The following is a 23,669-nucleotide window of genomic DNA, read 5'->3' on the forward strand; positions in this document are numbered from 1 at the left end:
TCGCCTTAAGCATGTTCCCGCGAAAGACGAATGGCGCAGCTTGAATTCGTTCGCCAGCCGGTGATCATGGCCATGGTGACAGGGGCAAGTGGTGGCCGACGAGGGATCTGACAAGACCGTTCTAGAGGGCGCCGGGGTCTATTTCCTCAGTGTCGTCGAGGCCAGCCAGGACTGTATTCGCGTCATCAGCGCCGACGGCGTCATCGAGTATATGAACGCCCAGGGCAAGTCGCTGTTCGAGATCGAGGATTTCGACGGGCGCAACCGGCGGCGCTATTGGCCCGATATGTGGCCGCCCGAGAGCCGCGACACCGTCGAGCAGGCGCTGCGGGCCGCCCAGGCCGGGAACGCCGTCGCCTTTCGCGCCTTCTGCCCCACGGCCAAGGGCCATCCGCGCTGGTGGGACACCACCGTCTCGCCGATCCTGGAGAACGGCCAGGTCACCCGGGTCCTGGCCACCTCGCGCGATGTCACGGGCGAACGGACCGCCGAGGCGCACCGCCAGCTGCTGGTCAACGAGCTGAACCATCGGGTCAAGAACACCCTGGCCACCGTGCAGTCGATCGCCAAGCAGTCGCTGCGCAACGCCGGGGTCGAGCCCTCGGTGCGCGACGCGCTGGAGGGCCGGTTGATGGCCATCGCCGCGACTCACAACGTGCTGACCGACCAGAACTGGTCGGCGGCCAGCCTTCGCCAGATCGTCGACGGCTCGGTGACCCCCTACCGCTCCAATCCCGGCCAGTTGACCATCACCGGCGAGGATCTGAAGGTCTCGCCCAAGCCGGCCGTGGTCATGGCCCTGGCCTTCCACGAGCTGGCGATCAACGCCCTGAAATATGGCGCCCTCTCCGCGCCCGCCGGCCACGTCGACATCCGCTGGTCGATCGAAGACGGCGGTGAGCTCTATATCGAATGGGCCGAGCGCGGCGGCCCGCCCGTGCGTCAACCCGAGCGCCGCGGCTTCGGCTCGCGGATCGTCGAAATGGCCCTGCCCAACGAGCTGGGCGGCGCGGTCGCGGTGGAATACCGCGCCGAAGGCCTGCGCTGCTCGATCCGCTCGCCGCTGTCGGCGCTGGACAAGATCGACGCGTTCATGCCGCTGGGGTGAGGGCGTTTCGACGGCCGTTCTGAGTGGCGGGTTTGGGTGGCTAGCGGACGTTTGGTCTGGCAAAATCCGGCGGTTCGGAGATGTCGAGATGAACGGTTGGTACGACGGTTTCGGCTTTTACCATGGGCCTGACGACCCTCGGCTTCTCGTTCCCAAACGTATTCCCGTGATGGGGTGGACGATCAATGTGGCGCACCCCCGCGCGCCCATCGTCGGGCTCGTACTCGGTGGCTCGATCGTCGCGGCGATACTGGCGAAGGCGTTTGCTTAAGCGGTATCCGCTTAGGCCGACAACGGGTCGAAAGCCGACCTCAGAACCGCGCGCCCAAACAAAAGCGGCCCCGGGGTCTCCCCCAAGGCCGCTCGGAAACACATCAGTCGCCGTAAGAAGCGCTTAGTCGTCGCGGTGGACGCGTTCGCGGCGCTCGTGGCGTTCCTGGGCTTCCAGGCTGAGCGTCGCCGTGGGGCGGGCGTCCAGCCGGGCCAGGCCGATCGGCTCGCCCGTCTCTTCGCAATAGCCGTAAGAGCCGTCTTCGACGCGGCGCAGGGCCTGGTCGATCTTGGAGATCAGCTTCCGTTGGCGGTCGCGCGTGCGGAGCTCGAGAGCCCGGTCGGTTTCCGAGGACGCGCGATCGGCGAGATCGGCGTGGTTCTCGGTTTCTTTCTGGAGATGGGAAACCGTCTCGCGAGATTCGCGGAGGATCTCTTCTTTCCAGGCCAGCAGCTTGTTCTTGAAATACTCAAGCTGCCGATCATTCATAAAAGGCTCGTCCTCGGAAGGACGGTAGTCCGATTTCTCTGCTAGAACAGTGGCCGTCTGCATCAACGCCTCACGCCCCAATGAACTCAGCCCTCGAAGGCTGCGTGCTTATAGCAAAAGGTGAGCCGCGTTCAATGAACCTCGCGTGAGTGGCGCGTTCAGTTCGCGCCAGACGCACGCCAGGCCCGCGATCGCGGCGGCGACAAATGTAAAACGCGTGGGAAGGCCAAGCGTGGCAGGATCGAACGACGTTCTTGATCCCCGCCCTCGCCATGTCAGCGTCCCCGCGCCTGAAGCTTGGCCAATTCGACCGCCGCTCGCGTCTCGATTTCGTTGAGGATCCCCTCCAGGCCGGGATCGTCTGTGGCCTCGCGCTGCTCGCGGATCGCCTTCGACAGGCGATCCAGGGTGCTGTGCGAGATGTCGCCGTCGATCAGCGCGATCCGCACGTCGCCCAGCAGGTCCAGGATGTGCTCGGCGCGACGCACCGCGCGGCGCTTGCGCTCCAGCGGATTGCCGACCGCGCCCATTTCCTGCAGCGCCAGCAAGGCGTCGACCGAACCGACCCCCGACAGCCCGCCCACCGAGGCGGTGCTGGCCGCGCCGCTGGCGGCGTTGACCGAAGGCAGGGAAAAGCTCGACGAACCGCCGGCGGGCTTGGCCCGCGACGCGCCCGTCGCGCCTACGCCCCCCGTGCTGGAAACCTTCATCCGACAGCTCCAAAAAGCCTACGCGTGCGAGTCACTCATCTCACATGCCGGATCATAATCCGATGGGGCGCTTGAAGTATGGTTAATGCCGGGCAGAATCTGCCGTTCGGCGCCGGGCGGACCACCGCCGAATCCGGAATCCCTTGAGTCACAAGGCCCTGAGGGCGTTCGGGAAACTGGCCCGCTTCTGGCATGGGGCGGCGCGGGGACGTCTCCCCGCCACGGGACTATCATGCCGCGTTCATTCTTTCGCACCGCTCTGATCGCCTTGACCGCCGTTTCCGCCCTGGTCGCGGGCCCGGCGTTCGCCAAGTCGCGGATCAAGGACATCGTCGCCTTCGAGGGCGTTCGTGAGAACCAGCTGATCGGCTACGGCATCGTGGTCGGCCTGAACGGTTCGGGCGACAGCCTGCGCAACGCGCCGATGACCAAGCAGAGCCTGGAAGCGATGCTGGAGCGCCAGGGCGTCAACGTCCGCGACGGCAATCTGAACACCAAGAACACCGCGGCCGTCATGGTCACCGCCAACCTGCCGCCGTTCTCGGCCTCGGGCTCGAAGGTCGACGTCACCGTCTCGACCCTGGGCGACGCCAAGAGCCTGCTGGGGGGCACCCTGCTGGTCACCAGCCTGCAAGGCGCGGACGGCCAGACCTACGCCGTCGCCCAAGGCACCGTGCAGACCGGCTCGGTCTCGGCCGGCGGCGCTTCTGGCAGCTCGGTCACCAAGGGCGTTCCGACCGCTGGCCGGATCGCCGGCGGCGGCGTCATCGAGCGCGAAACCGGCTTCCAGATGGTCAATATGGACATCATGCGCCTGACCCTGCGCAATCCGGACTTCACCACCGCCCGCCGCATCGCCGACGCGATCAACGGCAAGTTTCCCGGCTGCGCCCAGGCCCAGAACCCGACCATCATCGCCACGCGCCCGCCTCCCGGCACGGACATGATCAGCTTCATGACCAACATCGAGAACCTGGAAGTCGAGCCCGACGGCCCGGCCAAGGTGGTGATCGACGAAGTGGCCGGCGTGATCGTCATGGGCGACGACGTCCGCATCAGCCAAGTGGCGATCGCCCAGGGCAACCTGACCATCTCGGTTCAGGAAAACCCGGCCGTCAGCCAGCCGGCCCCGTTCAGCCAGGGCCAGACCCGGGTCGTCCCGCAATCGACGGTCAGCGTCGACGAGGAGAAGGGCAAGAAGCTGATCACCCTGGGCGGCTCGCCGTCGCTGAAGAGCCTGGTCGGCGGCCTCAACGCCCTGGGCGTCACGCCCCGCGACATGATCTCGATCCTGCAGGCCGTGAAGGCCGCGGGCGCCCTGCAAGCCGACATCGAGGTGATGTGATGAGCGCCCTCTCCGCCCTGACCAACGTCGCCTCGAAGATCGACGCGGTCGCCGCCGCCGCCCAAGTGGCTGGCAAGCAGGTCGTGATGTCGGCCGAGGAAAAGGCCAAGCGCGCCAAGATCGGCCAGACGGCCAAGGACTTCGAGTCCTCGTTCATGAACGTGATGATGCAGCAAATGTTCGAGGGCGTGAAAACCTCCGAACCGTTCGGCGGCGGCCAGGGCGAGGCGATGTTCAAGTCGGTGCTGACCGATGCGATGTCCAAGCAGGTCACCCAGGCCGGCGGCATCGGCCTGGCCTCGACCATCCAGCGCGAAATGCTGAAGCTTCAGGGTCTGAAGGAGTAACCCGCCATGGCCATCGCCGCCGTCGACGCCGACGATCGCGTCCATCAGCTGATCCTGCTGACCGAACGCCTGACCGACCTGATCGCCAAGGAAGCCAACGCCTTCGAGACCCACCGCCCGCACGAGGCGGCGCAGTACGTCGAAGAGACCGCCAAGCTGGCCAATGTCTATCGGCACGAGTCGATGCGAGTGCGGGCCAATGTCGCCCTGGTCGAGATGGCCCGGCCCGAACTGCGCCAGCGCCTGATGCGCGCCACCGAGGCCTTCGACGCCGTCCTGGCCCGCCAGGCGCGCGCTGTAAGCGCCGCCAAGACGGTGACCGAGGGCCTGGTCCACGCCGTGGCCCAGGAAATCGCCAACCAACGCGCCGCCCCGGCCACCACCTACGGCGCCGGCGCGATGATCAACGACCGCCCGCAGGTCGGCTCGGCGATCACGCTGAACCGGAAAGCCTAAGCCTTCAACGCGAACACCGCCGCGGCCCGCGTCGCGCCGTCGGGGTCGCCGTAGTCGGCTACCGGATACTCGGCCACGACCCCCAGGCGGTCGGTCGGCAGGGCTGTGCGCCAGGGGTCGCCGATCAGCACCTCGATCCCGCTCGCCAGGCAGCGCGCCAGGAAGCCCGAGACCCTCGCCGCCAGATCCGGATCGTAGAACAGGTCTCCCACCAGGATCAGATCGACGTCCGGCGGCTCGGCGGCGGTAAGGTCGTCGTGGATCGCCTCGACCGCGACGCCGTTGGCGGCGGCGTTCAGGCGGGTGGCCCTCACCGCATAGGGGTCGACATCGGCCGCGCTCACCTCCCCCGCCCCAGCCAAGGCGGCGGCGATGGCCACCAGGCCCGAGCCCGCGCCGAGGTCGAGCACGCGCTTGCCGGCGACGACTTCCGGATGGTCCAGGACGTGCCGCGCCAAGGCCAATCCACCGCCCCAGGGCCGCGCCCAATAGGGCGAACCGAAGTCCGGATCGGCGTCCGCCAAGCGCATCAGCCCGCTGCGAGGTCCGGCCCGATGTAGGCGGATCTCCGGGACGCCGGGCGCGGGCTCCAGCGGCAGGCGGTCTTGGATGAAGGCTTCAAGGTCCAAGCGCGGACTAAGCCTCTACTCCGCCCCGTCGATCAACCGCTTCTTGCGCCGGTGCAGGCTGGCGGCCACCGCGATCAGCACCAGCGGGACCAGGGCCGACAGCACCCGCTCGGCGCCGCCCGGCCAGTTATGCAGCCACGGCTTCAGCAGATAGCCCAGCAGCCCCAGCACGTAATAGCCGACCGCGAAGATCGACAGCCCTTCGACCAAGCCCTGAAGCTTGGTCTGCAGCTGCAGGCTGGCGTCCATGCCGCGCAGGGTCTCCTGGTTCTGGCGGTCCTGGGCCAGGCCCAGCTTGGTGCGCAGTAGGTCGCCGCTGCGGGCCACGCGCAGCGACAGGTCGTCCAGGCGCCGGTCGGCCGCCTCGCGCGTGCGCATGGCGGGCAGCAGGCGGCGGGCGATGAACTCGCTCATGGTCGAATGGCCGGCCACGCGTCGCTCGCGCAGAGCCTCCAGCCGATCCATGGTCAGGCGGTGATAGGACTCCGTCGCGCCACGCCGGAACCGGCTCCTGGCCGCCCTCAGCTCGACCTCGGCCGACAGGGCCAGGAGATGGGCGAGGACGCTCTGGCTGTCCTCGCCGGCGGCCAGGCCGCTGGTGATGGCCGCCAGCCGCGCCTCGGCCCCATCCAGCCAGGCCAGCAGCTCGCGGGCCGGCGGAAAGCCGATCAGGGCCAGCTTCCGATAGTTGCCGATCTCCAGCAGGGTCTGGACCAGCCGCGAGACCTCGTCATTGGCCAGGCTGACATTGTGGACATGGATGCGTCCCGTCCCGCCCTCGCGCAGGCGGAAGTCGGTCCAGATCCGCGCGGCGCCGTCGAACGCCTCGCACGAGACGCAGCGCTGCAGATCGATGTGGCGGCCCAAGGCCGCATCCGTCGGCGGCTTCGCCCCCGGGGCCGAGACCGAGATCTCCACGCCCCGAAACACCTGGCCCGGCGCGCCGTCGAGCCAGAAGAAGCTCTCCTCGGGCAAGGGCTCGAAACCGAGCTCGCGTCCCAACGCTCCATAGCCGAACCAGGTCCAGGTCGAGAACTCCTGGTGGCGCTCCCACAGCCAGCCGCCGTCGTCGTTAGCGACGACGACCCGGCCAGCGGCGGGATCCTGGCCCGGCGCGAACAGCGCGACGAAGGCCGCCTCCTGCGCGCGATCCTCGGCCTCGACCAGATAGACCCACTGGCGCAGGCGGACCGGCGCCCGGTCCAAAGGCAGCGCCCGCAAGTGCATCAACTCGCTCAATGTCACCCGAAGCGGGTGGTCCCGACCGCCGTCCATCTCGTCTTCCCTGCGTTGCCGGGTCATCGGATCGAGCCTTATGTTACCGGTCACATAGAATTAGCGGACATCCTTGACGCCGTCACGAGGTTTGAGCGCGATCGTCCGGTCCACGCCGATCCCGGCCAGGAAGTCGGTGTCGTGACTGACCACCAGCAGCGCCCCGTCATAGCCGGACAGCGCCGCCTCGACGGCCTCGATCGAAGCCAAGTCCAGGTGGTTGGTCGGCTCGTCCAGGATCAGCAGCTGCGGCGGGACGGCGGCGCACAGCACGCAGGCCAGGGCCGCCCGCAAGCGCTCGCCGCCGCTCAAGGTTCCGGCGACCTGGTGGGCGGCGGTGTTGCGAAACAGGAACCGGGCCAGGGCCGCGTGCGCGTCGTTGACGCTGGCCTTCGCGTTCAGGCGTCGGAAGTTCTCGAGAATGGTCTCGTCGTCGTCCAGCAGCGCCGCCCGCTGGTCCAGCAGGGCGACGGGGACGGACAGCTTCACCTCGCCCGCCGTCGGTGTGAGGTCGCCTGTCGCCAGGCGGATCAGGGTCGTCTTGCCCGCTCCGTTCGGACCGGAGACGGCGACCCGTTCGGGCCCGGCGATCCGGAACGACAGGCCCTCGATCACCGGCGCCCCGTTCGGCCAAGCGAAGGCGACCTCATCGAAGGCCAGCACGCCGCGCCCCTCCGGCAGACCGCTGGACGGCAGGTCGAAGCCCAGGGGCCGCGCGCGCTCGACGCGGGCCTCGGCGGAGGCTTTCGCCTCGCTGGCCTGGGTCGCCAGCTTGTCGGCGAGCTTGCCCTCGCGCGCGCCGCTGTTCTGGGCCCGCTCAGCCATCATGCCCAGCACGATCTTGGGCGTGCCGCCCCGGTCGGCGAAGCGCCTGCCGGCGGCGTCGCGGCGCTCCTTGCGCTCGCGGGCGACCTGGGCCTCGCGGGCGACACGGCGGACCTCGCGTTCGGCGTGGTCCAGGTCGCGCTGAGCGGCCTCGGCCTCCAGGGCCTTGCGCTCGGCATAGAGGTCCCAGCCGCCGCCGTACGATCGCGCGCCCAGGGACGAGAGCTCGACGATCCGGTCCATGCCGCGCAGCAGGCTTCGGTCGTGGCTGACCACCACCGCCCCGCCGCGCCAGCGGGTCAGCACCCGCCCGACGATCTCGCGCGCCTCGGCGTCGAGATTGTTGGTCGGCTCGTCCAGCAGCAGGACGTCGGGCCGGGCGATCAGCAGCCGCGCCAGGCCGGCCCGCGTCGCCTGGCCGCCGGACAGCGCCCTGGCCGACCGCTCGGGATCCAGGCCGGAAAGCCCGACATCGGCCAGGGCCTGGTCCAGCCGCGCGGGCAGGTCCCAGTCGGCGTCGGAGAGGTCGGCCTCGTCGCTCTCGCCGCGTTCGATGCGGGCCAGGCGATCCCAGTCGGACCCGACGCCCAGCAGGTCGACCAGCCGCGCGCCGGGCGACAGGTCCGGTGTCTGGTCCAGGGTGGCGACGGTTCCGGCGCGCGCCACCGTGCCGGCCAGCGGCGGACGCAGGCCAGCGGTCAGCGCCAGCAAGGTGCTCTTGCCCACGCCGTTGCGGCCCACCAGGCCGATGCGCTCGGCCCCGATGGAAAGGTTCAGATTGTCGAAGAGGATTCGGCCGTCAGGCGTGGCAGCGGAAACGGCGTCCAGAGTGACGAAGGACATGCGACCCCACGGTCAGGGAAACGGGAAGGACGAAGCGGTCTTCCGGCTTGCTGATCATGGCGGCCTCCATTGAATGGGAAGGGGCGGCTTCTACGCCCGTGGGCCCAGTTGAGCAAGCGGAGCCGCCGCAAACGGCAACCGCAAGGATCGGGTGTCGCCAGACGCTCCGCGGCGCGACAACAGTGGCGACAGAGGAGTTCCCCCATGACCTACGCCGTCACCAGCCTGCCCGCCGAGCCGTTCGCACCGCTGTTTTCGATGGACGACGAAACGCTGGTCGCCCACGGCGCCCGCCGCGTCGTCGCCGACGCGCCGCTGGGCTTTCCCTGCCGCGTCAGCCTGGACGACGCCAAGCCGGGCGAGACCCTGATCCTGGTCAACTACGAGCACCAGTCCGCGCCGACGCCGTTCCGCGCCAGCCACGCGATCTTCGTGCGCGAAGGGGTCGAGCCGGTCGCTACGGTCGACGAGATGCCGCCCGCCCTGCGCCGTCGCCTGCTGGCCCTGCGCGCCTTCGACCGGGACGGCATGATGCGCGCCGCCGACATCGTCGAGGGCGCCCAGGCCGACGCCCTGATCGCGACGCTGTTCGAGGATCCGCAGATCGCCTATCTGCACGCCCACTACGCCAAGTGGGGCTGCTACGCCGCGCGGATCGACAGGGCTTGAGGGCCTAGGAGGCCGCCATCTCGCGCAGGACCCAGACCAGCGAGCCGATCCCGCCGCAGAACACCATCATGTCGATGATGATCGAGCGCTGCTTGGGCCCCTTCAGCGCGTCGAACGCGTCCTGCTTGGCTTCCTGCTTTTCGCTGGCGGCCTTCTTGGCCATGGCTCGGTCCCTTAGTAGGTCGAGCCCCCGCCCGATCGTGGCGGTTAGATCATGCGTGGACTGAAGAACCCGCTTCCAAACAGGGTTTAACGAGTCTCAACGGCCAAGGTGGGCGGGGAGAAGCGGGTTCGTCGCTTTTTCGTCGCGCGCCCCTGTAACCTCGACCTTGCGCGCTTCGTAATCACCTCCAGTACCCTCGGAGGTTTCCGATGAAGCCCGTGTTCGCCGCCCTCGCTCTGCTGTCCGCCGCCACCCCGGCCGTCGCCGCTGACCGACCCGTCGTGATCGAGCTGTTCCAGAGCCAGGGCTGCTCGTCCTGCCCGCCGGCCAACGCCAATCTCAACGCCATCGCCGGCCGCCCCGATGTGCTGGCCCTGAGCTTCGGCGTCACCTACTGGGATCAGCTGGGCTGGAAGGACACCTTCGCCACCAAGGCCTATACCGACCGCCAGCGCGCCTATGCCCGGGCGCTGGGCGTCCAGCTGGGCACGCCCGAGATGGTGATCGAAGGGCGTGACAGCGTCGTCGGTATGGATCCGCGCCAGGTGGACAGCGCTTTGCGCAACGCCCGCCCGGTCAACGAGACCCGCATCGCCAGCGCCTCGGGCAGTGTCCAGATCGCCGCCGGCCGCACGCCGAACCGGCCCGCGGACGTCTGGCTGGTGCGCTACGACCCGCGCGTGCAGCGGGTGTCCATCCAGCGCGGCGAGAACGGCGGCAAGACCCTGCCCCACCGCGACATCGTCCGGCAGCTGACCCGCCTGGGCGCCTGGAACGGCGCGGCCGTCAGCTTCACCCCGCCGGCTTCGCCCGACCCCGCGTATCGCACGGCGGTGCTGGTCCAGGCGCCGGACGGCGGCCCGATCCTGGCCGCGGCGCGGTTGGATTAAGGCTCGTTACCCGGCCGAGCGGCGCCCTACGAGAGGCGGGTTGCTGACATCCACTGTCAGCAGAAACGGCGCCTCTCGCGCGCGACATTTGTTCGCATCTTGTTCTTGTGTTAATTCGCGCCCTGAGCCCTACATATAGCCGCTGCGCTGCGACCAATGTCGCGGTCCAACGTTCCGGAAAACATGGCTGAGCAACTGAACTTCATCCGCGTTCGCGGCGCCCGTGAGCACAATCTGAAGGACGTCAGCGTCGACATCCCGCGTGGCGAGCTGGTCGTGCTGACCGGCCTGTCGGGCTCGGGCAAGTCGTCCCTGGCCTTCGACACGATCTATGCCGAGGGCCAGCGCCGCTATGTGGAAAGCCTGTCGGCCTATGCGCGTCAGTTCCTGGAGCTGATGAGCAAGCCCGACGTCGACCTGATTGAGGGCCTGTCGCCCGCGATCTCGATCGAGCAGAAGACGACGTCGCGCAACCCGCGCTCGACCGTCGGCACGGTGACCGAGATCCACGACTACATGCGCCTGCTGTGGGCGCGGGTCGGGGTCCCCTACTCGCCCGCCACCGGCCTGCCGATCGAGAGCCAGACCATCAGCCAGATGGTCGACAAGATCACCGCCCTGCCCGAAGGCACGCGCCTCTATCTGCTGGCCCCAGTCGTTCGCGACCGCAAGGGCGAGTACAAGAAGGAGATCGCCGAGTGGCAGAAGGCCGGCTTCCAGCGGCTGAAGATCGACGGCGAATACTATCCGATCGAGGATGCGCCGATCCTCGACAAGAAATTCAAGCACGACATCGACGTTGTCGTGGACCGCGTGGTCACCAAGCCCGACATGGAGCAGCGCCTGGCCGACTCCATCGAGCAGGCCCTGCGTCTGGCCGATGGCTTGGCCGTCGCCGAGTTCGCCAATATCGAAGAAGGCGAGACCGAGCCGAGGCGGATCCTGTTCTCGGAACGCTTCGCCTGTCCGGTCAGCGGCTTCACGATCGCCGAGATCGAGCCGCGCCTGTTCTCGTTCAACAATCCGGCCGGCGCCTGCCCGGTCTGCGACGGCCTGGGCGCCAAGCTGGCCTTCGACGCCGACCTGGTCATTCCGGACAAGGACAAGAGCCTGCACAAGGGCGCGGTCGCGCCATGGGCGCGGGGTCCGTCGCCGCTCTACACCCAGACCCTGCAGGCCCTGGCCCGCCACTACGGCTTCTCGATGGACGAGCCGTGGCACAAGCTGTCGCCGGACGCGCGCGACGTGGTGCTGAACGGGTCGAAGGGGACGAAGATCAAGTTCGTCTACGACGACAACGCCCGCAAGTACGAGGTCGAGAAGCCCTTCGAAGGCGTGCTGCCGAACCTGGAACGCCGCTGGCGCGAGACGGACTCGAGCTGGGTGCGCGAGGAATTGGGCCGCTACCAGTCCGACACGCCCTGCGAGACCTGCCACGGCAAGCGCCTGAAGCCGGAAGCCCTGGCCGTGAAGATCGCCGGCATGGACATCGCCGAGGTCTCGATGCTGGCCATTCGCCCGGCCCGCGACTGGTTCGCCGGCCTGGAAGGTCAGCTGACCGACAAGCAGATGGAGATCGCCCGGCGGATCCTGAAGGAGATCAATGATCGCCTGCGGTTCCTGGTCGATGTCGGCCTCGACTATCTGAACCTGTCGCGCGGCTCGGGCACCCTGTCCGGCGGCGAGAGCCAGCGCATCCGGCTGGCCAGCCAGATCGGCTCGGGCCTGACGGGCGTGCTGTATGTGCTGGACGAGCCGTCGATCGGCCTGCACCAGCGCGACAACACCCGCCTGCTGACCTCGCTGCAGGGCCTGCGCGATCTGGGCAATTCGGTGCTGGTCGTCGAGCACGACGAAGAGGCCATCCTCACCGCCGACTACGTGATCGACATGGGCCCGGCCGCCGGCGTCCACGGCGGCGAGATCGTCGCCCAGGGCAAGCCGGCCGAGATCATGGCCAATCCCAACAGCGTCACCGGCCAGTATCTGACCGGCGTTCGCGAAATCGAGGTGCCGGAAGAGCGTCGCCCGATCAGCAAGAAGAAGGTGCTGAAGGTCGTTGGCGCGACCGGCAACAACCTGAAGAACGTCACGGCCGAGATTCCAGTCGGCACCTTCACCTGCATCACCGGCGTGTCGGGCGGCGGCAAGTCGACCTTCACGATCGAGACCCTCTACAAGGCCGCCGCGCGCCGCCTGAACAACGCCAGCGACGCCCCGGCGCCGCACGAACGGATCGAGGGCCTGGAGCAGTTCGACAAGGTCATCGATATCGACCAGAGCCCGATCGGCCGCACCCCGCGCTCGAACCCGGCGACCTATACCGGCGCCTTTGGTCCGATCCGCGACTGGTTCGCCGGCCTGCCGGAGAGCAAGGCTCGCGGCTATGGCCCCGGTCGCTTCAGCTTCAACGTCAAGGGCGGCCGCTGCGAGGCTTGCCAGGGCGACGGCGTCATCAAGATCGAGATGCACTTCCTGCCCGACGTCTACGTCACCTGCGATATCTGCAAGGGCAAGCGCTACAACCGCGAGACCCTGGACGTGGTGTTCAAGGGCAAGACGATCGCCGACGTCCTGGACATGACCGTCGAGGAGGCCGCCGACTTCTTCAAGGCCGTGCCGCCGATCCGCGACAAGATGGAGACGCTGAAGCGCGTCGGCCTCAGCTACATCAAGGTCGGCCAGCAGGCCACGACCCTGTCCGGCGGCGAGGCCCAGCGGGTGAAGCTCAGCAAGGAGCTGTCGCGTCGGGCCACCGGCCGGACGCTGTACATCCTCGACGAGCCGACCACCGGCCTGCACTTCGAGGACACCAAGAAGCTGCTCGAGGTGCTGCATGAGCTGGCCGACCAGGGCAACACCGTGGTGGTCATCGAGCATAACCTGGACGTGGTGAAGACCGCCGACTGGCTGATCGACTTCGGCCCCGAGGGCGGCGACGGCGGGGGCGAGATCGTCGCCACCGGCTCGCCCCAGGACGTGGCCAAGGTCGAAGCCAGCTGGACCGGCCGCTACCTCAAGGACATCCTCGACCGCCACGAGGAACGCCGCAAGGCGCGGGTGGCCGAACTGAAGAAGGCCAAGCGGGCTTAGGGTTCGGAATTCCTCGAAAGCTCCCTCACCTTGCCTCCCTAGGCCTTGTGCCTAGGGCCCAGGGTTCGGCAGGCATTGTGCTAGACGGCGCTCGTCCACGCTGGCGGAGCCTGCTGATCATCGTCGAGCCTGGCGGAACCATGGGTCCTCGCCACAAGGGCGAGGAAGGCGACGTTCTTTGCCCAAACACAGACACCCCCGGAGAGCAATCTCCGGGGGTGTTTGAGTTCGCGAGAGCGCTGAACCTACCAGCCGCCGTCGGCCGAGCCCCCGGCCCGGCCTTCCTTGAGCTCGCGATAGATCGACGGCGCGGGGCCGAACACGATCAGGGTCGTTAGCACCGAGAACACGCCGGAGAACAACGCCTGGACGATGCCGGCCGGCGTGAAATAGGCCTTCAGCGAGCTGGTGTCGGCCCGCATCATCTTACCCGTGGCGGCGAAGTCGCCCGAGGCGACCAGACCGATCGCGTAGACGATCATCCAGATCAGCAGGATAACGATCACGCTCATCACCCCGGCCAGCAGATAAGCGCCGAGCAGCGGCCAGAACTGGCCCTTGGTCTCGGGCAGCGATCGGAACAGGGTGATCCTTCCGGTCTCGAAGGTCGCGGCCGAGGCGAACGACAGGCGCACGGCCAAATAGACCATCGCGCCGAGCGATCCGACGGCGCACAGCAGGGCCAGGAACGCGCCGGTCGGCCCGCCCAACCCGGCCAGGAAACCCGACAGGGCCGAACCCAGGAACAGCACGCCCATCAGCACCAGGCTGGCCAGCAGCCACACGGCGGCCTGGCGCACCTCGTCCATGCCCAGGCGCAGATAGGCCAGGCGGCTGTCTTGATGGCGCAGCACGAGACGGTTCAGGGCCGCGAAGATCACGCCGTTGACCAGCAGGCTGTAGGGCAGCGACCACAGCATCATTGGGGCCAGGTCGGCCATCCGACGCATCAGCTCATCGGGGTCGGGCGAGCTGTTGTCGGAAATGTAGTTGAGAAAGGCCCCCAGCTTGGGGCCGAAGAACTGAATCGCCACCGTGTTGGACAGGATCGACAGCACCGTCATGAGGCCCGCCCAGATGGCGACGGTCTTCAGGTTCTCCCGCACCAGGCGAAAGCCGGAGAAGGCCGCGTCGGAGGCGGAAAACTTGGACATGGGAACAGGCTCGTCAGATGGCGGACAGGCGGTAGGCCTAACAAGGTTCGCGCCGCTTCGACAGGGCGCAACGCGGCTTTTTCATATGGGGTTGCGGTGGGGTGCGGCATAATTCTAACATCCGTTTGAAAAGCGAGCCGCCCGAGCGCGCCGCGATCCGGGAGGGAACGATGAAGCTCTATGGCGAGGCCATGCCGGCGCCCAATCCGCGCCGCGTGCGGATCTTTCTGGCCGAGAAGGGCCTCAGCGTGCCCGAGATCCCGATCGGCATGCGTCAGGGCGGCCACAAGTCCCCCGAACACCTGGCCCGCAACAGCCTGGGCCAGGTGCCGGTCCTCGAGCTGGACGACGGGACCACGATCAGCGAGACGGTCGCCATCTGCCGCTATTTCGAGGTGCTACATCCGGATCCGCCGATGTTCGGCGTCACGGCGCTGGAGCAGGCCCAGGTCGAGATGTGGACCCGCCGGATCGAGTTTCGCCTGACCGTGCCGGTCGGCATGTTCTGGCGTCACGCCCATCCGTTCACGGCGCATCTGCTACAACAGAACAAGGAGTTCGGCGAGTCGAACCGCGAAGTCGTCGCCAAGATCCAGATGTGGTTGGACCGCGAACTGGCCGATGGCCGCCCGTATCTGGTTGGCGACACCTATACGATCGCCGACATCGCCGGCCAGACCACCCTGGACTTCGCCGACTTCACGGGCCTTTCGACGCCGTCGGAGGCCAAGCACGTGATCGCCTGGCGCGAACGCATGGCGGCGCGGCCCAGCGCGGGGGCTTAGGGCTTCTCGCTGCTTAGACCGTAAATTCCGTGTCATCCCGGAAGCGCGCAGCGCTATCCGGGACCCAGGGACCAAGCGCAATGCGGTCGCCCCTGGGTCCCGGCTCTCCGCTGCGCTACGGCCGGGATGACACGTTGAGGCGCTTCGAGGCGACCGCCGACGCGCGAATTTAGTCGTGCAGGCCCGCGTCGATCTCGTCCTGGTTCAGATGGGCGAAGGCCTTGGCCGGGGCCGCGACCAGGATCACGGTCTGCAGGGTCAGGAAGACCGGGGCCAGCAACAGATTGGCCAGCAGGGTCAGGATCAGGCGCGGATGGCTGGCCACCACGTCGCCGTTCGTCGACTCGACGCCGCCGCCGATCACATTGGCGACGATGCTCGACAGGGTCGCCCCGATCAGCGAGACCAGGGCGCTGAGGATGATGGCCAGGACGTACATACCCAGCAGGCGGAAGAACTGGCCATGGGTCTGGACCCAGGCCTCGCGGATGTCGATGTGGTGATGCGAGAAGGCGTGCGGGCCCAGCAGTGACAGGCGTACGGCCACCCAAAGCGACAGGCCGATCACGGCCAGCGCGCCCAGGGTGGCGAACCAGCCGGCCGCGGCGCCGGACAGCAGGGACGTCCCCAGCACCACCGCGCCGGACGGGATCACCGTGACGCCCAGGGCCGCCGCCCAGGTGATCAATGAAACCACCAGCAGCTGGAGCTCCTCCTTGCCCAGGCGCAAATAGGCGAAGCGGTCGTTCTGGGGCTCGATCACCGCGCGGATGATCGCCGCCTGCAGCACCGAGCCCAGCACCAGGGCCAGAGCGATCAGCAGCACCATCACCCCGCCCAGATGGGTGACGAGGTCGAGGATCTCGCGCGGATCGGCCGACGAACCGCGCCCGGCCAGGGCGGCGCGCCCCTCCTCGCCCAGCAGGATCTTGGCCGCCAGGCCCAGGATCGGCAGCATGACCAGCGAGAAGGTCGCCCAGGCCAGCACCGGCAACGGCTTGCGCCGCATGGTGCGAAGGCCCTCGAGGGCGGCGTCGACGGGGCGAACAGACATCTAGGCGTCCTGCGAGACCGCGCTGTGGCGGTAGAAATGGGCCAGCGATCCGGTCCAGGCCGGCATGGCGTAGAAATAGGTGCAGACCGCCAGCACGGCGGCGACGGCGGGGCCCTGGCCTTGCGCCAGGCTCAGCACCGCGCTGAGCAGCGCCACTGGCACGGCGATGGCCAGGCCGATCAAGAACAGGGCCGGGACGCGGCCCTTCGTCAGCGGGAAGGCGCTCAGCACCCGCACGCCGGACTGCTCGACCGTGGCTGGCGCCGACAGCGACAGGCGCAGACCCAGCCAGATCAGGATCGCCAGGCTGGCCAACGGCGCCAGGGTCAGGACGAAGCCGGCCGGACCGGCGCTGGCGAAGGCGGCCTTCCAGCCGTTGATCGTGCCAGGATCGAAACCGGGGGCGGCGGTGCGGGCCACGCCCAGGGCGACGCCGCCGACGACGACCATCAGGATCGCGCCGATCAACAGCATCAGGGCCAGGATCATCAGCTGGGCGGCCAGCAGCCGCCACTCGTCTCGGCCCCAGCGCAGACCTTTGAAACCCGCCTGACGACCGAAGGCGCGGCGGAGCAGAGCGCCCTGGGCGATCACGCCGGCCAGCAAGGCGGCGACGAAACGCGCGCCTGGCGGCAGGACGCTGGCCATCACGCTGAGCACCACCGCGAACGCCAGGGCGCCCCAGCAGTCGCGCGCCGCGCTCGCCACGTCGGAAAGGCCCGCGCGCAAGGTTGCGCCGACTCCCGCCGATCCGTCCGCCATCTGATCAAGTCCCTGCTGCGCCCGTCTCACCGGTGAGTCGGGCGGTCTCGCGCAATCTAGGACCTCGCCGCGGTTCTGGCGATGGCGGCGCTAGAGCGCGGCAGTTGAAAGTGTGAGCGGTTTCGGCGCCCGCCACGCTCTAAAGGTTTGAGATAGAGCCTGTTTATCCGTTTCTGATGTTTCCATCAGAAACGGACAGGCGCTACGCTTCCGTCGTCAAAGCCCGGTGGATGACCGCCCACGGCGCGTAGAACAGCGCCTGGACCACGGCGCTGAACAGCGCCGCGATCGTTCCGAACGCCGCCAGCCACGGCCAGAGATCGCGCAGCAGGTCGATCGGCGGCCGGGCCATGAAGGCCTCGAGCCCGCCTTGGCCATGCAGCGCCGCCAGCGAGCCGCCGGCCGCCACAGCGATACCGACCACCACGCCGCCGACCAGGATCTCCAGACCCAGCACGAAGACGACGATCAGCAGGACCACGCCCAGTAGCCGCCCGCCCTGGCCCTTGGTCAGGCTCCAGGATTCGAACAGCCGGAACTGGTTGTCGACGAAGGTCATCGGCGCGGCCATCGACAGCCGCAGCGCCACCCACAGCATGACGCCGAACGCGACCAGCGCGCCGACGCAGGCCGTGGCGATCGCCGCCATACGGCCGCTCTCGCCGCCGCCGAGCGCGACGATGGCGGCCAGCACCGCCACCAGGAGCACGATCACGAAGACGGCGATCATCGCCAGCACCTGCTCCACGAGCAGCAGCAGGGTCAGCCACATCTCGCGCGAGCCGACTCGCAGATAGGCCCAGGCCGACTGGCCGGGCGCCAGGACGGCGCGGAACACCGCCGCGCAGAACACGGCTTTCACGAACGAGGACCACAGCCAGAACAGCAGGTTCAGCGCCGTCATGCCCGACTGGGCCCGCATCATCTGCTGCATCATCTCGGGGCTGGGGTCGGCGCCGCGCTGGGTCATGGCCAGCTGGATCAGCTTCTGGAACTCCGGCCCCATGGCCAGGAAGCAAAGGACGGCCGGAACCATCAGCGCCAGCACCAGGGCGATCGCCCAGCCCACCACCGCTAAAGGCTTGCGACCGATCACGCCGAAGCCGGCCGTCGCCGCCTCGGTCACGGAAAACCTCGCCATGTCCCCTCCCAGGATAGCCAGGCGCGCAGGGCCCGGCCCATGACGACAGCCTACACCAGGTTTCGCCGAGCGACAGCCGGGGGTATAGGGCGCCCCATGACCACGAATTCGACCCTGAAACCCGTCCACGTCATTGGTGGAGGCCTGGCCGGCTCCGAGGCCGCCTGGCAGATCGCCCAGAGCGGCGTGCCGGTGATCCTGCACGAGATGCGTAGGGAGGGCGTCACCACCGACGCCCACCAGACCGACGGCCTGGCCGAGATGGTCTGCTCCAACTCGTTCCGCTCGGACGACTGGCAATTCAACGCCGTCGGCCTGCTGCATGCCGAGATGCGCCGCTGCGACAGCCTGATCATGGCCTGCGCCGACCAGCACCAAGTGCCGGCGGGCGGCGCCTTGGCCGTGGACCGCGACGGCTTCTCGGGCGAGGTCACCCGCCGCCTCGAAGCTCATCCGTTGGTCACCATCGTCCGCGAGGAGATCGCCGGCCTGCCGCCGGCGGCCGATGAAACAAATGGGTGGGACAATGTCATCGTCGCCACTGGTCCCCTGACCTCGCCGGCCCTGGCCGAGGCGATCCTGGAGCTTTCGGGCGAAGGCCAGCTGTCGTTCTTCGACGCCATCGCGCCGATCATCCACTTCGACTCAATCAACATGGACATCGCCTGGCGCCAGTCGCGCTACGACAAGGAAGGCCCCGGCGGCGACGCGGCCGCCTACATCAACTGCCCGATGAACAAGGAACAGTACGAGTCCTTCATCGACGCCCTGCTGGAAGGCCCCAAGTCCGAGTTCAAGGAGTGGGAGAACGTTCCCTATTTCGACGGCTGCCTGCCGATCGAGGTGATGGCCGAGCGCGGCCGCGAGACCCTGCGGCATGGCCCGATGAAGCCGGTGGGCCTGACCAACCCGCGCGATCCGCTGGTCAAGGCCTACGCCATCGTCCAGCTGCGCCAGGACAACGCCCTGGGCACGCTGTGGAACATGGTCGGCTTCCAGACCAAGCTGAAGCACGGCGTCCAGGCCGAAACCTTCCGGATGATTCCGGGCCTGGAGAACGCCCAGTTCGCGCGCCTGGGCGGCCTGCACCGCAACACCTTCATCAACTCGCCCAAGCTGCTGGACAAGTCGCTGCGCATGAAGGTCCAGCCGCGCCTGCGCTTCGCCGGCCAGGTGACTGGCGTCGAGGGCTATGTCGAGAGCGCGGCCATGGGCCTGTTGACCGGCCGCTTCGCCGCCGCCGACCGCAAGGGCGCGTCGATCGCGGCGCCGCCGGAAACCACCGCCCTGGGCGCGCTGGTCCAGCACATCACCGGCGGCCACCTCGATGGAGGTTCCTTCCAGCCGATGAACATCAACTACGGCCTGCTGCCGCCGCTGGAGGCCCCCAAGGTCAACGAGGACGGCAAGAAGATCCCGCTCAAGGAGCGCGGCCGCGCCAAGAAGCGCCTGATGAGCGTGCGAGCGTTGAAGGATCTCGACGCCTGGCTGCAGGCCTAGCGGTCAGCCCGCGGGAGCTCGAGTTCGCCCACGCCGACCTTGCGGCCGCCCTCGCGGAAGATGAAGGCTGGCGCGCCGGCGTCGATGGAAACGGGCTCGATGCACCGCAGGAGGACCTCGACGGTCTCGCCTGGCTCGACCTTTTCGCGCGCGCCCGGCAGATCGATGTCGCACATCACCTCGGCCTTGGCGCCGCCGAACACGAACGTCGGGCGATAGCCTCGGTAGAACGGGTTCTGGCGGCCGACCGGCCCATTCAGCGACAGAAGGGTGATCCTGGCCGGGATCGAGGCGCCGGCCGGCAGCGTCGCCGCGCTCGCCCTCGCGAAGGCTGGAACGGTGATCAGGGTCGCCAGGACCAGGCCACGGAATACAGGCGTCATCGTCATCTCCGATCGCCCCGCCGATGGAGAAGCTGCCGTATCGCGCCGCCGAGGAGAAGAGGTTTTCGCCGCGCCCTCGCCACTCGCCGGCGCTAAGTAAGTAGTTTATGACTTAGCCGTAGGCGCCGCCGTTCGCGGATGGCGCTTGTCGAGGCGCCGGCGCGTGATTGAGCGCGTGGAACGGTTGCGAAGCAAGGCCTGCCGGGTCTCTCCTGCTATCGCGGATGTCTCGACGGTCGTGATGCGGGGGTCGAATCGAAGGTGAGCGAAGCGGTCGACATGGGGGCTCGGGCCAAGGCGCGCTGCGACCTGCTGGGCGTCGCGCCCTACAGCGAGGTCGAGGGCCAGCTGACGCGTCGGTTCCTGACGTCCGCCCACGAGGCCGCCCTGGCCACGCTGACCGACTGGATGCGGGCGGCCGGCATGAGCGTGCGCCGCGACGCCGCCGCCAACCTGATCGGCCGCTACGAGGGCGAGACGCCGGGCGCCAAGGCCCTGATCATCGGTTCGCACATCGACAGCGTCCGCAACGGCGGGCGCTACGACGGCCCTCTGGGGATCACGCTCGGGATCGACGTGGTCGAGGCGCTGAGCCGCGCCGGTCGCCGCCTGCCATTCGCGATCGAGGTCGTGGCGTTCGGCGACGAGGAAGGCTCGCGCTTCCCCGCCTCGATGAGCTGCAGCCGGGCCATCGCCGGGGTCCTGGACACCACCGCCCTGGACATGAAGGACGCCGAGGGCGTCACCGTCGCCGAGGCCCTGGCCGCGTTCGGCGGCGATCCGGCCGATGTCGCCAGCGCCGCGCGCAAGCCCGAGGACGTGCTGGCCTTCCTCGAGGCGCATATCGAGCAGGGTCCGGTGCTGGAGGCCGAAGGTCTGGCCCTGGGCGTCGTCACCGCCATCGCCGCCCAGAAGCGGTTGATGGTCAAGATCATCGGGACCGCCGGCCATGCCGGCACCACCCCGATGAACCTGCGCAAGGACCCAGGTCCCGCCGCCGCCGAGTGCATGCTGGCGCTGGAGCGGATCTGCCGCGCCGGGACCGATGGTCTGGTCGGCACGGTCGGCCGCATGACCGCGCTGCCCGGCGCGTTCAACGTCATCCCCGGCGCGGTCGAGTTCTCGATGGACATCCGCGCCGAGACCTCGGCGACCCGAGACACGGCCGTCGACGCGGTCTGCGCCGAGATCCACGCGATCGTCGCCGCGAGGGGCCTCCAGGTCGAGATCCACCTGATGCAGGCCCTGGCCGAAAGCCCCTGCGATCCGGCGCTGATGGACCTGCTGGACGAAGCTCTCGCCGACCTATCCCTGCCCGCCCGCCGATTGCCCTCGGGCGCGGGTCACGACGCCATGGTGATGGCCGAGCTCTGCCCGGTCGCCATGCTGTTCATCCGCTGCGAAGGCGGGATCAGCCACAACCCGGCCGAAGCCGTCACCGAGGCCGACTGCGCCCTGGCGGCCCAAGCCATGCTCCATTTCATCGACAAGCTAGAACGACGCGAACGCGCATGACCGACACGTTTAAAGAGCTCGACCACCCCGCCCGCCTGCTGATGGGCCCCGGCCCGATCAACGTGCACCCGCGCGTGCTGCGGGCCATGTCGGTGCAGCTGCTGGGCCAGTTCGACCCCGAGTTCACCGGCTACATGAACGAGGTCATGGCGCTGTATCGCGGCGTCTTCCAGACGTCGAACCGCTGGACGTTCCTGATCGATGGCACCTCGCGGGCCGGCATCGAGGCGGCGCTGGTCTCGACCCTGGCGCCGGGCGATGACGTGGTGGTGGTCAATGCCGGACGCTTCGGCCTGCTGCTGGCCGAGATCGCCGAGCGCTGCGACGCCAAGGTCACCTTCGTCGAGGGTCCATGGGGCCAAGTCGTCGATCCGCAGGCCGTCGAGGACGCCGTGGCGCGGGTCAAGCCGCGCCTGGTCGCCTGCGTGCATGGCGACACCTCGACCACCATCGCCCAGCCGATCGAGGCCATCGGCGAGATCTGCCGTCGCCACGACGCCCTGCTCTATGTCGACGCCACCGCGACTCTCGGCGGCATGAGCGTGCCTGTGGATAACTGGCGGGCGGACATCGTCACCGCCGGCTTGCAAAAGTGCATGGGCGGCCCCTCGGGCTCGGCCCCGATCACGATCAGCGACCGCGCCGCCGATCACATCTTTTCCCGCCGCCATGTCGAGAAGGGTCTGGCCGGCCCTGGGACCATCGGCAACGGCCGGCGGATCGCCTCCAACTACTTCGACCTGGCGATGATCATGGACTACTGGTCCGAGAAACGCCTGAACCACCACACCGAGGCGGCCAGCATGCTGTTCGCCGCCCGCGAGTGCGCGCGGATCGTGCTGGAGGAAGGCCTGGAGACCCGCTTCGCCCGCCACGCCCAAGCCGGCGCGGCCATGGCCGCCGGGATCGAGGCGCTGGGCCTGACGGTCTATGGCGACCAAGCCCACAAGATGACCAACGTCACCGGCGTGATCACGCCCAGCGGCGTCGACTACGACCGGGTCAAGGCGCGGATGCGCACAGACTTCGAGATCGAGATCGGCGCGGCCTTCGGTCCCCTGGCCGGCAAGATCTGGCGGATCGGAACCATGGGCGTGAACGCCCGCAAGCATGCGGTGCTGCAGACCCTGGCGGCGCTGGAGGCGGTGTTGCGCTGGGAAGGCTTCGGCGCTCCGGCCGGCGCCGGCGTCGACGCGGCGGCGAAGGTGTTCGGATGACCTATCCCCGCGATCTGATCGGTTATGGCGAGCATCCGCCTCAGGCCCACTGGCCGAACGGCGCCCGCGTGGCCGTGCAGTTCGTGCTGAACTACGAGGAAGGCGCCGAGCGGTCGATCCTGCACGGCGATCCGGTCAGCGAGTTCTTCCTGTCGGAGATGGTCGGCGCCCAGCCCATCCAGGGCATGCGCAACATGTCAATGGAGAGCCTCTACGAATACGGCTCGCGGGCCGGCTTCTGGCGGATCCGGCGACTGTTCGAGGAGTACGGCCTGCCGCTGACCGTGTTCGGCGTCGCCCAGGCCATGGAGCGCCACCCGGACGCCGTCGAGGCGATGATGAAATCGGGTTGGGAGATCGCCACCCATGGCTATCGCTGGATCGACTATCAGCACTTCACGCCCGAGCAGGAGCTGGAGCATATCCAGCGGGCGATCGAGATCCAGAAGCGCCTGACGGGCGAGCGACCGCTGGGCTGGTACCAGGGCCGCACCAGCCCCAATACCGCCCGCCTGGTCGCCGAGGAAGGCGGTTTCGTCTACGACGCCGACAGCTACGCCGACGATCTGCCGTACTGGGACGATCAGCACGGCCGCGCCCAGCTGATCGTGCCGTACACCCTGGAAGCCAACGACATGCGCTTCACGGCGGCCCAGGGCTTCAACACCGGCGAGCAGTTCTTCACCTATCTGCGCGACGCGTTCGACGCCCTCTATCTGGAAGGCGAGACCGCGCCGAAGATGATGAGCGTCGGCCTGCACTGCCGCGTGGTCGGCAAGCCCGGCCGCATCGGCGCGCTGCGACGGTTCCTCGACCACGTGACCCAGCACGACAGGGTCTGGGTGGCCAAGCGCATCGACATCGCCAGGCACTGGATCGCGACGCATCCGTACAGCGGAAGCGTCAAATGAACGCTTCCAACTCTTTGCCGTCATCCCGCGCTTCATGCGCGGGACCCATGGTTCAGCTTTCACGTGAGAGAGTGATCTTCTCCGCACCTGCGACGGACAGATGGGTCCCGCGCATGAAGCGCGGGATGACGGCA

25 protein-coding genes and 2 pseudogenes are annotated in these 23,669 nt (G+C 68.2%); 14 read left to right on the forward strand and 13 right to left on the reverse strand.

The window, feature by feature from the left end; genetic code table 11:
* Window positions 1-91: 91 nt before the first annotated feature.
* Together ABIC66_RS08360 and ABIC66_RS08365 are read left to right on the forward strand one after the other, a co-directional pair.
* Window positions 92-1,108, forward strand: coding sequence for a sensor histidine kinase (locus tag ABIC66_RS08360; RefSeq protein ID WP_354069307.1), 1,017 nt, complete (start codon window positions 92-94; stop codon window positions 1,106-1,108).
* 88 nt (window positions 1,109-1,196) lie between these two features.
* The gene (locus ABIC66_RS08365; protein WP_354069309.1) at window positions 1,197-1,379 is read left to right on the forward strand and encodes a DUF5808 domain-containing protein; all 183 of its coding nucleotides are present in this window, start codon (window positions 1,197-1,199) and stop codon (window positions 1,377-1,379) included.
* 123 nt (window positions 1,380-1,502) lie between these two features.
* On the opposite strand, the gene dksA is transcribed toward ABIC66_RS08365, so the two are convergent.
* Window positions 1,503-1,931 carry an RNA polymerase-binding protein DksA gene (gene dksA, locus ABIC66_RS08370; protein WP_354069407.1) on the reverse strand — a complete coding sequence of 143 codons (429 nt, stop codon included), beginning with the start codon at window positions 1,929-1,931 and terminating at the stop codon, window positions 1,503-1,505.
* 212 nt (window positions 1,932-2,143) lie between these two features.
* Window positions 2,144-2,578: a flagellar assembly regulator FliX gene (gene fliX, locus ABIC66_RS08375; protein WP_354069311.1), complete on the reverse strand. Its 435-nt coding sequence runs from the start codon at window positions 2,576-2,578 to the stop codon at window positions 2,144-2,146.
* Between the two features lie 232 nt (window positions 2,579-2,810).
* On the opposite strand from fliX, the gene ABIC66_RS08380 reads away from it, so the two are divergent.
* From ABIC66_RS08380 to ABIC66_RS08390, 3 genes are read left to right on the forward strand one after another with little or no spacing between them, the layout of a single operon-like run.
* Window positions 2,811-3,923, forward strand: coding sequence for a flagellar basal body P-ring protein FlgI (locus tag ABIC66_RS08380; protein ID WP_354069313.1), 1,113 nt, complete (start codon window positions 2,811-2,813; stop codon window positions 3,921-3,923).
* A complete protein-coding gene (locus ABIC66_RS08385) occupies window positions 3,923-4,270 on the forward strand; it encodes a rod-binding protein (protein WP_354069315.1) in 348 nt (115 codons plus the stop codon). Before ABIC66_RS08380 ends, ABIC66_RS08385 begins: the two co-directional genes overlap by 1 nt.
* Window positions 4,271-4,276: 6 nt before the next feature.
* Complete coding sequence (locus ABIC66_RS08390) at window positions 4,277-4,726, forward strand: flagellar basal body protein (protein WP_354069317.1); 450 nt, start codon at window positions 4,277-4,279, stop codon at window positions 4,724-4,726.
* On the opposite strand, the gene ABIC66_RS08395 is transcribed toward ABIC66_RS08390, so the two are convergent.
* Genes ABIC66_RS08395 through ABIC66_RS08410 form a run of 4 tightly spaced genes read right to left on the reverse strand, consistent with a single transcriptional unit; the run spans window position 4,723 to window position 8,368 of the window.
* A complete protein-coding gene (locus ABIC66_RS08395) occupies window positions 4,723-5,355 on the reverse strand; it encodes a class I SAM-dependent methyltransferase (protein ID WP_354069318.1) in 633 nt (210 codons plus the stop codon). The genes ABIC66_RS08390 and ABIC66_RS08395 overlap by 4 nt on opposite strands.
* 15 nt (window positions 5,356-5,370) lie before the next feature.
* Complete coding sequence (locus ABIC66_RS08400; protein WP_354069320.1) at window positions 5,371-6,657, reverse strand: DUF3422 domain-containing protein; 1,287 nt, start codon at window positions 6,655-6,657, stop codon at window positions 5,371-5,373.
* A gap of 33 nt (window positions 6,658-6,690) precedes the next feature.
* Window positions 6,691-8,298 (reverse strand): ABC-F family ATP-binding cassette domain-containing protein, encoded by a 1,608-nt coding sequence (locus tag ABIC66_RS08405; protein ID WP_354069322.1) that lies wholly within the window; start codon window positions 8,296-8,298, stop codon window positions 6,691-6,693.
* On the reverse strand, window positions 8,255-8,368 hold the full coding sequence (locus ABIC66_RS08410) for a hypothetical protein (RefSeq protein WP_354069323.1): 114 nt from the start codon (window positions 8,366-8,368) through the stop codon (window positions 8,255-8,257). The genes ABIC66_RS08405 and ABIC66_RS08410 overlap by 44 nt, the downstream gene beginning before the upstream one ends.
* Window positions 8,369-8,502: 134 nt before the next feature.
* On the opposite strand from ABIC66_RS08410, the gene ABIC66_RS08415 reads away from it, so the two are divergent.
* Window positions 8,503-8,967 (forward strand): DUF1203 domain-containing protein, encoded by a 465-nt coding sequence (locus ABIC66_RS08415; RefSeq protein WP_354069324.1) that lies wholly within the window; start codon window positions 8,503-8,505, stop codon window positions 8,965-8,967.
* A gap of 4 nt (window positions 8,968-8,971) precedes the next feature.
* On the opposite strand, the gene ABIC66_RS08420 is transcribed toward ABIC66_RS08415, so the two are convergent.
* Complete coding sequence (locus ABIC66_RS08420) at window positions 8,972-9,130, reverse strand: hypothetical protein (protein ID WP_354069326.1); 159 nt, start codon at window positions 9,128-9,130, stop codon at window positions 8,972-8,974.
* A gap of 209 nt (window positions 9,131-9,339) precedes the next feature.
* Here ABIC66_RS08420 and ABIC66_RS08425 point away from each other — a divergent pair, with 209 nt between their 5' ends.
* Window positions 9,340-10,020, forward strand: a complete 681-nt coding sequence (locus ABIC66_RS08425) for a DUF1223 domain-containing protein (protein WP_354069327.1) — start codon at window positions 9,340-9,342, stop codon at window positions 10,018-10,020.
* Window positions 10,021-10,203: 183 nt separating this feature from the next.
* Window positions 10,204-13,113 (forward strand): excinuclease ABC subunit UvrA, encoded by a 2,910-nt coding sequence (uvrA, locus tag ABIC66_RS08430; protein WP_354069329.1) that lies wholly within the window; start codon window positions 10,204-10,206, stop codon window positions 13,111-13,113.
* A gap of 245 nt (window positions 13,114-13,358) precedes the next feature.
* On the opposite strand, the gene ABIC66_RS08435 is transcribed toward uvrA, so the two are convergent.
* On the reverse strand, window positions 13,359-14,267 hold the full coding sequence (locus ABIC66_RS08435; RefSeq protein ID WP_354069330.1) for a hypothetical protein: 909 nt from the start codon (window positions 14,265-14,267) through the stop codon (window positions 13,359-13,361).
* A 170-nt stretch (window positions 14,268-14,437) separates the two neighbouring features.
* Here ABIC66_RS08435 and ABIC66_RS08440 point away from each other — a divergent pair, with 170 nt between their 5' ends.
* Window positions 14,438-15,052: a glutathione S-transferase family protein gene (locus tag ABIC66_RS08440; RefSeq protein ID WP_354069332.1), complete on the forward strand. Its 615-nt coding sequence runs from the start codon at window positions 14,438-14,440 to the stop codon at window positions 15,050-15,052.
* Window positions 15,053-15,065: 13 nt separating this feature from the next.
* Here ABIC66_RS08440 and ABIC66_RS08445 read toward each other — a convergent pair.
* From ABIC66_RS08445 to ABIC66_RS08460, 4 genes and pseudogenes are all read right to left on the reverse strand, one after another.
* Window positions 15,066-15,190 (reverse strand): annotated as a pseudogene (locus tag ABIC66_RS08445) (hypothetical protein); the annotation flags it as partial.
* 31 nt (window positions 15,191-15,221) lie between these two features.
* Window positions 15,222-16,106 (reverse strand): hypothetical protein, encoded by an 885-nt coding sequence (locus ABIC66_RS08450; protein WP_354069333.1) that lies wholly within the window; start codon window positions 16,104-16,106, stop codon window positions 15,222-15,224.
* Entirely contained in the window at window positions 16,107-16,868 is a 762-nt protein-coding gene (locus ABIC66_RS08455) for a hypothetical protein (RefSeq protein ID WP_354069334.1), read from the reverse strand.
* A gap of 202 nt (window positions 16,869-17,070) precedes the next feature.
* On the reverse strand, window positions 17,071-18,009 hold the full coding sequence (locus tag ABIC66_RS08460; protein WP_354069335.1) for a hypothetical protein: 939 nt from the start codon (window positions 18,007-18,009) through the stop codon (window positions 17,071-17,073).
* A gap of 96 nt (window positions 18,010-18,105) precedes the next feature.
* Here ABIC66_RS08460 and trmFO point away from each other — a divergent pair, with 96 nt between their 5' ends.
* Complete coding sequence (trmFO, locus tag ABIC66_RS08465; protein ID WP_354069337.1) at window positions 18,106-19,509, forward strand: methylenetetrahydrofolate--tRNA-(uracil(54)-C(5))-methyltransferase (FADH(2)-oxidizing) TrmFO; 1,404 nt, start codon at window positions 18,106-18,108, stop codon at window positions 19,507-19,509.
* Here trmFO and ABIC66_RS08470 read toward each other — a convergent pair.
* Window positions 19,506-19,892: an EF-Tu C-terminal domain-related protein gene (locus ABIC66_RS08470; RefSeq protein ID WP_354069339.1), complete on the reverse strand. Its 387-nt coding sequence runs from the start codon at window positions 19,890-19,892 to the stop codon at window positions 19,506-19,508. The two genes, trmFO and ABIC66_RS08470, sit on opposite strands and share 4 nt — an antisense overlap.
* Before the next feature lie 261 nt (window positions 19,893-20,153).
* Here ABIC66_RS08470 and ABIC66_RS08475 point away from each other — a divergent pair, with 261 nt between their 5' ends.
* The 4 genes and pseudogenes from ABIC66_RS08475 to ABIC66_RS08490 all read left to right on the forward strand — a co-directional run.
* Entirely contained in the window at window positions 20,154-21,407 is a 1,254-nt protein-coding gene (locus ABIC66_RS08475; RefSeq protein WP_354069340.1) for an allantoate amidohydrolase, read from the forward strand.
* Window positions 21,404-22,624, forward strand: coding sequence for a pyridoxal-phosphate-dependent aminotransferase family protein (locus ABIC66_RS08480; RefSeq protein WP_354069342.1), 1,221 nt, complete (start codon window positions 21,404-21,406; stop codon window positions 22,622-22,624). The genes ABIC66_RS08475 and ABIC66_RS08480 overlap by 4 nt, the downstream gene beginning before the upstream one ends.
* The gene (puuE, locus tag ABIC66_RS08485; protein WP_354069344.1) at window positions 22,621-23,535 is read left to right on the forward strand and encodes an allantoinase PuuE; all 915 of its coding nucleotides are present in this window, start codon (window positions 22,621-22,623) and stop codon (window positions 23,533-23,535) included. Before ABIC66_RS08480 ends, puuE begins: the two co-directional genes overlap by 4 nt.
* Window positions 23,536-23,582: 47 nt before the next feature.
* Window positions 23,583-23,668, forward strand: a pseudogene (locus ABIC66_RS08490) (hypothetical protein); the annotation flags it as partial.
* Window position 23,669 lies beyond the last annotated feature (1 nt).

The sequence above is a fragment of the Caulobacter sp. 1776 genome (assembly GCF_040545685.1).
Classification (GTDB): Bacteria; Pseudomonadota; Alphaproteobacteria; order Caulobacterales; family Caulobacteraceae; genus Caulobacter.

Excerpts from the sequence above, each read along its gene's own strand:
- ABIC66_RS08365 (WP_354069309.1), top strand. The coding sequence starts at position 1,197 with ATGAACGGTTGGTACGACGGTTTCGGCTTTTACCATGGGCCTGACGAC.
- dksA (WP_354069407.1), bottom strand. The coding sequence starts at position 1,931 with ATGCAGACGGCCACTGTTCTAGCAGAGAAATCGGACTACCGTCCTTCC.
- fliX (WP_354069311.1), bottom strand. The coding sequence starts at position 2,578 with ATGAAGGTTTCCAGCACGGGGGGCGTAGGCGCGACGGGCGCGTCGCGG.
- ABIC66_RS08380 (WP_354069313.1), top strand. The coding sequence starts at position 2,811 with ATGCCGCGTTCATTCTTTCGCACCGCTCTGATCGCCTTGACCGCCGTT.
- ABIC66_RS08385 (WP_354069315.1), top strand. The coding sequence starts at position 3,923 with ATGAGCGCCCTCTCCGCCCTGACCAACGTCGCCTCGAAGATCGACGCG.
- ABIC66_RS08390 (WP_354069317.1), top strand. The coding sequence starts at position 4,277 with ATGGCCATCGCCGCCGTCGACGCCGACGATCGCGTCCATCAGCTGATC.
- ABIC66_RS08400 (WP_354069320.1), bottom strand. The coding sequence starts at position 6,657 with ATGACCCGGCAACGCAGGGAAGACGAGATGGACGGCGGTCGGGACCAC.
- ABIC66_RS08405 (WP_354069322.1), bottom strand. The coding sequence starts at position 8,298 with ATGTCCTTCGTCACTCTGGACGCCGTTTCCGCTGCCACGCCTGACGGC.
- ABIC66_RS08410 (WP_354069323.1), bottom strand. The coding sequence starts at position 8,368 with ATGGAGGCCGCCATGATCAGCAAGCCGGAAGACCGCTTCGTCCTTCCC.
- ABIC66_RS08415 (WP_354069324.1), top strand. The coding sequence starts at position 8,503 with ATGACCTACGCCGTCACCAGCCTGCCCGCCGAGCCGTTCGCACCGCTG.
- ABIC66_RS08420 (WP_354069326.1), bottom strand. The coding sequence starts at position 9,130 with ATGGCCAAGAAGGCCGCCAGCGAAAAGCAGGAAGCCAAGCAGGACGCG.
- ABIC66_RS08425 (WP_354069327.1), top strand. The coding sequence starts at position 9,340 with ATGAAGCCCGTGTTCGCCGCCCTCGCTCTGCTGTCCGCCGCCACCCCG.
- uvrA (WP_354069329.1), top strand. The coding sequence starts at position 10,204 with ATGGCTGAGCAACTGAACTTCATCCGCGTTCGCGGCGCCCGTGAGCAC.
- ABIC66_RS08435 (WP_354069330.1), bottom strand. The coding sequence starts at position 14,267 with ATGTCCAAGTTTTCCGCCTCCGACGCGGCCTTCTCCGGCTTTCGCCTG.
- ABIC66_RS08440 (WP_354069332.1), top strand. The coding sequence starts at position 14,438 with ATGAAGCTCTATGGCGAGGCCATGCCGGCGCCCAATCCGCGCCGCGTG.
- ABIC66_RS08450 (WP_354069333.1), bottom strand. The coding sequence starts at position 16,106 with ATGTCTGTTCGCCCCGTCGACGCCGCCCTCGAGGGCCTTCGCACCATG.
- ABIC66_RS08455 (WP_354069334.1), bottom strand. The coding sequence starts at position 16,868 with ATGGCGGACGGATCGGCGGGAGTCGGCGCAACCTTGCGCGCGGGCCTT.
- ABIC66_RS08460 (WP_354069335.1), bottom strand. The coding sequence starts at position 18,009 with ATGGCGAGGTTTTCCGTGACCGAGGCGGCGACGGCCGGCTTCGGCGTG.
- trmFO (WP_354069337.1), top strand. The coding sequence starts at position 18,106 with ATGACCACGAATTCGACCCTGAAACCCGTCCACGTCATTGGTGGAGGC.
- ABIC66_RS08470 (WP_354069339.1), bottom strand. The coding sequence starts at position 19,892 with ATGACGCCTGTATTCCGTGGCCTGGTCCTGGCGACCCTGATCACCGTT.
- ABIC66_RS08480 (WP_354069342.1), top strand. The coding sequence starts at position 21,404 with ATGACCGACACGTTTAAAGAGCTCGACCACCCCGCCCGCCTGCTGATG.
- puuE (WP_354069344.1), top strand. The coding sequence starts at position 22,621 with ATGACCTATCCCCGCGATCTGATCGGTTATGGCGAGCATCCGCCTCAG.